Consider the following 6,782-nt stretch of genomic DNA (forward strand, 5'->3'; position numbering starts at 1 on the left):
CGGTGGCCCCGGCACCCCGCGATCCGAATCCGCCGGGCCGGGTCAGCCGAACTGCTGCCAGCCCAGCCGCAGCACCATCCCGATCACCACGACCAGCAGCACGATCCGGACGAACCCGGCCCCGCGGGCGAGCGCCATCCGCGACCCGACCACCGCGCCGGCGATGTTCGTCACCGCCATGGCCGCGCCGAGCGCGACCAGGATGTGCCCGGTGAGCGCGAAGTAGAGCAGCGCGCCGACATTGGAGCCGCAGTTGATCACCTTGGCCATCGCGGCGGCGCGCACGAACTCGGTGCCGAGCAGGGTGGCGAAGGTGATGATCAGGAAGGTGCCGGTGCCCGGGCCGAGAATGCCGTCGTAGAAGCCGATCAGCCCGGCCGCGAGCCCGATCACCAGCAGCGTGCGCCGCCGGGTCGGCGGGTCGGTCGCCATGGTGACCCCGATCGCGGGCCGCAGCGTCACGAAGACCGCCACCCCGACCAGCACCACCAGCACGATCGGGATGAACAGCGCGCGGTCGATCAGCGAGACCGCCGCCGCCCCCGCCGCCGCCGTCACCGCGGCCAGCAGCGCCGCCGGGATCAGCACCGGCCAGCGCAGCGGCACCCGGCGGGCGAAGGTCAGCACCGAGGCGAAGGTGCCCGCGACCGCCGCCATCTTGTTGGTGGCGAGCGCGGTCTGCGGCGTGATGCCCGGCGCGACCAGGAGCAGCGTCGGCAGGATGATCAGCCCGCCGCCGCCGACCACCGCATCCACCCAGCCCGCGGCCGCAGCCGCCGTGAGCAGCACCATCCAGTCCGTCACCTGCACGGTCCCAGCCAAGCAGACGGCCACCGGCCTAGGGTGGGCGGCGTGCGCCGGTTCAGCCTGTGGGTCCGAGACAACCCCGTCGTCGCCGACTCGGTGCTCGCCGTCGGGCTCTTCCTGCTCGACCTGGCCGCGCTGCAGAGCAGCACCCAGAAGCCGGTCTTCCTGGTCTTCGCGCTGCTGCTGCCGCTGCCGGTGGTGGTGCGCCGGGTCTACCCGCGCACCGCCGCGCTGGCGCTGTTCGTGCTCGCCCAGCTGAGCACCGGGCTCTCCGGCGCGCTCGGCGACCACACCCTGCACCCGAGCTCGCTCGGGCTCGGCATCGCGCTGTACACCCTGGTCGCGTACGTGGGCAGGCGGCAGGGGCTGTTCTATCTGGCACTGCTGCTCGCCGACGGCGTGAGCACCATGCTGGTGCTGCACCAGGACCCGACCACGGTGGTCGCCTCCACGCTCACCTTCTACGCGCTGTGCTGGACGCTGGCCGAGTTCACCGGCGCCAGGCACGCCTACGACACCGAGGTGCAGGCCAGGCTCGCGGTCGCCGACTACGACCGGGAGCGCCGCGCGCACGACGCCGTCGCCGCCGAGCGCACCCGGATCGCCAGGGAGCTGCACGACGTGGTCGCGCACACGGTGAGCGTGATGATCGTGCAGGCCGACGGCGCCCGCTACACCCTGCGCCGCGACCCCGACGCCGCCGAGCGCGCGCTCGGCACCATCGCGGGCACCGGCCGGGACGCCCTGCGCGAGCTGCGCCGCACCGTCGCGCTGCTGCGCACCGAGCACGCCCCCGACGACCTGCCGCAGCACGGCACCGCCGGGATCGCCCGGGTGGTGGCGATGATGCGGGACACCGGGCTCGCGGTCGACCTGGAGCTCAGCGGTGAGCTCGACGACGTCCCGCCCGAGGTCAGCCTCGGCGTGCACCGGGTGGTGCAGGAGGCGCTGACCAATACGCTGCGGCACGCGGGCGCGCACCCCAAGGCCTGGGTCACCGTGCGCCGCACCGGCGACCGGGTGCACATCGAGGTGGTCGATACCGGCGGCGTCCCGGTGCACACCGCAATCACCGGCAGCGGGCTCGGACTGGTCGGCATGCGGGAGCGGATCGCGGTGCTCGGCGGGGTCATGGCGGCCGGGCGCGAGCCGTCCGGGCGCTGGCGGGTGGCCGCGGAGCTTCCGGTGCACCGGGAAACCCCGTGACACCGCCGATACAGTGGGGACGTGCCGATCACCGTGCTCGTCGTGGACGACCAGGAGCTCATGCGCATGGGGCTGGAGATGGTGCTGGGGGCACACGACGACCTCGAGGTGGTCGGGCAGGCGGAGAACGGCGCCGCCGCCATCGGCAAAGCGAAGGAGCTGCGCCCCGACGTGGTGCTGATGGACGTCCGGATGCCGGTGGTGGACGGGGTCACCGCGACCGCCCGCATCCTGGAGGCGGGCGACGGCTGCAAGGTGCTGGTGATGACCACCTTCGACCTGGACGAGCACGCGCTCGGCGCGCTGCGGGCCGGGGCGAGCGGCTTCCTGCTCAAGGACACCCCGCCGGAGGACCTGGTCTCCGCCATCCGCAGCGTCGCCGCCGGTGACGCCGTCGTCTCGCCCAAGGTCACCAAGCGGCTGCTGGACCGGCTGATCGCCGAGGATCCGGTTCCCTCCCGCGACCCCGAGGTGCTGGCGGCGCTCACCGCCCGCGAGCGCGAGGTGCTGGAGCAGATCGCGGCGGGCCGCTCCAACGCCGAGATCGCCCGCGAGCTCTTCCTCTCCGAGGCGACGGTCAAGACGCACGTGGGCCGGGTGCTCACCAAGCTGGGGCTGCGCGACCGGGTGCAGGCCGTCGTGCTGGCCTACGAGACCGGATTGGTACGTCCGGGCGGGTAGCGCCGGGAGAAAAATCGGGCGCTCGCGCGTTGGTACCCCTAGATCGTCCCGGAAGGAACGCCATGCCCGCCGTACTGCTCGCCGTCTACCTCGTCGCCGAGATCGCCACCTTCGTCGCCGTCGCGCACTTCGCCGGGGTCGGCGCCGCGATCCTGCTGCTCATCGCCTGCTCCGCCGTCGGCGTCCTGCTCGTGGCCGGGCAGGGCAGGAAGGTGCTGGACGGGTTCCGCCGGGTCGGCCGCGGCGAGCTGCGGGCGGGCACCGCCGTCGCGGACGGCGCCCTCGTCGCCGCGGGCGCGCTGCTCGTGCTCGTCCCCGGGCTGCTCACCTCGGTGCTCGGGCTGCTGGTGCTGCTACCGCCGACTCGCGCGCTGCTGCGCCCGGCGCTCACCGCCTTCGCCGCGCGCCGGGCCGCGCGGGTGCTGGACACCGTGCAGGGGAACCGGGTGATCATCGACGCCGACGGCACCGTGGTCGACGGCTCGGTGGTACGTACCGTGTGGGATCCGGCGGCGGGCGATTCCGGCGGCCGCTCGCTGACCAAGGGCTGACCCGGCCCGGCGCCACCGGGTACGGCAGACTTGTGCTCCGTGGCTACGCAGTTGCTCGTCGGCGGTCGGTTCTACAGCGCGAGTTCGCCCGATGCCGCCGCGATGGCGGTCACCGACGGCACCGTGGTGTGGCTCGGCGCGGAGCGGCCGGGGCGGGCGCTGCACCCGGGCGCGGAGATCATCGATGTGGACGGCGCCTTCGTCGCACCCGCCTTCGTCGACCCGCACGTGCACGTCACCGCGCTCGGGCTCAAGCTGATCGGGCTCGACCTGTCCGCGGCCCGCTCGCTGGCGCACTGCCTGGAGCTGCTCACCGCCTTCGCCGCCGCGCACCCGTCCGGGGTGCTGCTAGGCGACGGCTGGGACGACACCGGCTGGCCGGAGCAGCGCCCGCCGAGCACCGACGAGCTCGACGCCGCCGCCGGGCCGGGCAGGCTCGTCTACCTCTCCCGGGTGGACGTGCACTCCGCCGCCGTCTCCACCGCGCTGCTCGACGGCGTGCCGGGGGTGCGCGACGCCGCGGGCTTCACCAGGGGCGAGCCGCTCCGGGCCGCGGCGCACCACCTGGTCCGCACCGCCGCGCTGGAGCGCGCCGACCGCGCGCTGCGCGACCGGGCCCGCACCGCGGCGCTGGACTCCGCCGCCGCGCACGGGGTCGCCGAGGTGCACGAGTGCGGCGGGCCGGAGATCGCGGGCCGCACCGACCTCGCCGAGCTGCTCGCCTTCTCGCACGGCGTCTCGGTGCGGGCCTATTGGGGCGAGGCGGTGCACGACCAGGACGAGGCGCGCGCGCTGGTCGCCGAGCTCGGGGTGCACGCGCTCGGCGGCGACCTCTTCGTGGACGGCTCGCTCGGGTCGCGCACCGCGCTGCTGCGCGCGCCGTACGCCGACGCGGGCGGGCACGGGGTCGGGTACCTGGACGCCGCCGGGGTCACCGCGCACGTGCGGGCCTGCACGCTGGCCGGGGTGCAGGCCGGGTTCCACGTGATCGGCGATGCCGGGATGGACGCGGTGGTCGACGGCATCGGGCTGGTCGCCGCCGAGCTCGGGGCGCCGGCCGTCGCCGCCCGCGGGCACCGCGTCGAGCACGCCGAGATGATCTCGCCGGAGCAGATCGCCGCGCTCGCGAGCTGGGGCGTGATCGCCAGCGTGCAGCCGGGCTTCGACGCCGCCTGGGGCGGGCCGGACGGCATGTACGCCACCCGGCTCGGCGCCGAGCGCGCCGCGGCGCTGAACCCCTTCGCCGCCATGGCCGCGGCCGGGGTCGCGCTCGCCATCGGCTCGGACGCGCCGGTCACGCCGCTCGACCCGTGGGCGGCGGTGCGGGACGCCGTGCACCACCGGACGCCGGGGCACGGGCTCTCGCCGCGCGCCGCCTTCGCCGCCGCCACCCGCGGGGCCTGGCGGGCGGGCGGGGTGCGCGACGGGGTCGCGGGCACGCTGGTCCCCGGCGCGCCCGCCTCCTACGCCGTCTGGGAAGCCGACGAGCTCGTGGTGGCGGCCGCCGCCGATTCGGTGCAGCGCTGGTCCACCGATCCCCGCTCCCGGGTCCCCGGGTTGCCGCCGCTAGACCCAGCCGCGCGCCTCCCGCGCTGCCTGCGCACGGTGCACCGGGGCGTGACGATCCATGAAGCCTGAGGAAACCACTGCCCCGCGGGATGATCCGGCCGGGATGGAGACGCCTGTGTCCGCCGGCTCGGCGCGGGGCGGGCAGCCAGGCAATGGACAGTCGGGTGCCGGTGCCGGTCCCGGTGCCGCCGCGGCCGGGCGCCGGCTCCGTCTTTCCAGCGGCGCCTTCTGGCTGCGCGCCGCCGCGGCGCTGCTCGCCGGGCTCCTCCTGTTCGGCTCCTTTCCCCCGCGCCCCCTGTGGTTCCTCGCCCCGCTCGGCATCGCACTGCTGACCCTGGTGCTCGTGCGGGCGCGGACCGCGCGCGGGGCGGCGGGGTACGGGCTGCTGGCCGGGTTCGGCTTCTTCCTCCCGCTGCTGCCGTGGACCGGCATCTACGTCGGCCCGGTGCCCTGGCTCGCGCTCTCGACCGCGTGCGCCGCCTTCCTCGCGCTGTTCGGCGCGCTGACGTACTGGACGGCGCCGCTCCCGGTGCGCCCGCTCTGGATCGCGCTGGCCTGGACGGCCTGCGAGTGGGCCCGCTCCAGCTTCCCGTTCGGCGGCTTCCCCTGGGGCCGGCTCGCCTTCGGCCAGGCCGACGGCTGGTACCTGCCGCTGGCCGCCATCGGCGGCGCCCCCCTCATCGGCTTCGCCGTAGCACTCACCGGGACCTGCCTCGCCTACCTCACCACAGCGCTCGCCCGCCGCCCCCGCGCCGCTGCGGGACGACCCGCGCTCGTGGCAGCGGCTGCCGCGGTGATACTCCTCCCGCTCGCCGGCCTCGCCCTGCGCGCGACCCTCCCCGCCCCGGAGGCGGGCGACCGCACGATCACCGTCGCCGCGGTGCAGGGCAGCGTCCCCCGCCTCGGCCTCGACTTCAACTCCCAGCGTCGCGCCGTCCTGGACAACCACGTGCGCCGCACGGAACAGCTCGCCGCCGACATCGCCGCGGGCCGCGCCCCGAAACCGGACGTGGTGATCTGGCCGGAGAACGCCTCCGACATCGACCCGCTGCGCAACCCCGACGCCGCCGCCGCGATCACCGCGGCCGCCCGCGCGGTCGGCGCCCCGATCCTGGTCGGCGCGGTGCTGATCAACGCCGACCGGAAGACCACCACCAACTCGGTGATCGTCTGGGATCCGGCCACCGGCCCGGCGGAGCGGCACGACAAGAAGATCATCCAGCCGTTCGGCGAGTACCTGCCGCTGCGCGGCTTCTTCCGCCTCTTCTCCGATTACGCCGACCGCGCCGGCTACTTCGTGCCCGGCGACGGCACCGGCACCGTGCACGCGGCTGGCATCCCGATCGGCGTCGCGACCTGCTACGAGGTCGCCTTCGACCGCGCTTTCCGCGATTCCATCGCCGCGGGCGCGCAGCTGCTGACCGTGCCGACCAACAACGCCACCTTCGGCGACAGCGAGATGACCTATCAGCAGCTGGCCATGTCCCGGGTGCGCGCGGTGGAGCACGGCCGCGCCCTCGTGGTGGCCGCGACCTCCGGCGTGAGCGCGATCGTCGCCGCCGACGGCGCGGTGACCGAGCAGAGCGAGCTCTTCGTCCCCGCCGCGCTCACCGCCCGGCTCCCGCTGCGCACCGACCGCACCCTCGCCACCCGGCTCGGCCCGGCCCCGGAGTACCTGGCCGTCGCGCTGTGCGGGCTCGGCCTGGCCGCCGCCGCGGTGCTCCGCCGCCGGGGAAGCGCCGTTTCCAAGCCGGTGTGACGAGCCACACATAGGCGGCACCTTAGGTATAGCTTGGGGAGCCGCAGCGCTTTCCGGGGGGCCAGGACACTTCCAGCAAACCGGTTCACCCGCTATTAGCGGTAGTACGGCCGTCTTGTGCCCCGAATTCTGAACCGCAGGTCTTTTTACGATAAAAAGCTGCACCTATTCGGCGTTTGCGGAAACATTGCTGAGCACTCCGACGACAG

General features: G+C 74.8%; 6 protein-coding genes. 5 read left to right on the forward strand and 1 reads right to left on the reverse strand.

Annotated features, from left to right (window positions below; genetic code table 11):
- Nucleotides 1–42: 42 nt before the first annotated feature.
- The gene (locus ACFUJ1_RS31705; protein WP_378651007.1) at nucleotides 43–810 is read right to left on the reverse strand and encodes a TSUP family transporter; all 768 of its coding nucleotides are present in this window, start codon (nucleotides 808–810) and stop codon (nucleotides 43–45) included.
- A gap of 42 nt (nucleotides 811–852) precedes the next feature.
- Between ACFUJ1_RS31705 and ACFUJ1_RS31710 the strand changes: the two genes are divergently transcribed.
- From ACFUJ1_RS31710 to lnt, 5 genes are all read left to right on the forward strand, one after another.
- Nucleotides 853–2,013 (forward strand): sensor histidine kinase, encoded by a 1,161-nt coding sequence (locus ACFUJ1_RS31710; protein ID WP_378650993.1) that lies wholly within the window; start codon nucleotides 853–855, stop codon nucleotides 2,011–2,013.
- 21 nt (nucleotides 2,014–2,034) lie between these two features.
- Nucleotides 2,035–2,694, forward strand: coding sequence for a response regulator (locus ACFUJ1_RS31715; RefSeq protein WP_378650994.1), 660 nt, complete (start codon nucleotides 2,035–2,037; stop codon nucleotides 2,692–2,694).
- A gap of 62 nt (nucleotides 2,695–2,756) precedes the next feature.
- Nucleotides 2,757–3,245 carry an FxsA family protein gene (locus ACFUJ1_RS31720; protein WP_378650995.1) on the forward strand — a complete coding sequence of 163 codons (489 nt, stop codon included), beginning with the start codon at nucleotides 2,757–2,759 and terminating at the stop codon, nucleotides 3,243–3,245.
- Between the two features lie 39 nt (nucleotides 3,246–3,284).
- Nucleotides 3,285–4,883, forward strand: coding sequence for an amidohydrolase (locus ACFUJ1_RS31725; RefSeq protein WP_378650996.1), 1,599 nt, complete (start codon nucleotides 3,285–3,287; stop codon nucleotides 4,881–4,883).
- Nucleotides 4,884–5,046: 163 nt separating this feature from the next.
- The gene (gene lnt, locus ACFUJ1_RS31730; RefSeq protein ID WP_378651008.1) at nucleotides 5,047–6,573 is read left to right on the forward strand and encodes an apolipoprotein N-acyltransferase; all 1,527 of its coding nucleotides are present in this window, start codon (nucleotides 5,047–5,049) and stop codon (nucleotides 6,571–6,573) included.
- The last annotated feature ends 209 nt before the right edge of the window (nucleotides 6,574–6,782 follow it).

The sequence above is a fragment of the Nocardia sp. NPDC057227 genome, from assembly GCF_042669725.1.
Classification (GTDB): domain Bacteria; phylum Actinomycetota; class Actinomycetes; order Mycobacteriales; family Mycobacteriaceae; genus Nocardia; species Nocardia asteroides_A.

Excerpts from the sequence above, each read along its gene's own strand:
- ACFUJ1_RS31720 (WP_378650995.1), top strand. The coding sequence starts at position 2,757 with ATGCCCGCCGTACTGCTCGCCGTCTACCTCGTCGCCGAGATCGCCACC.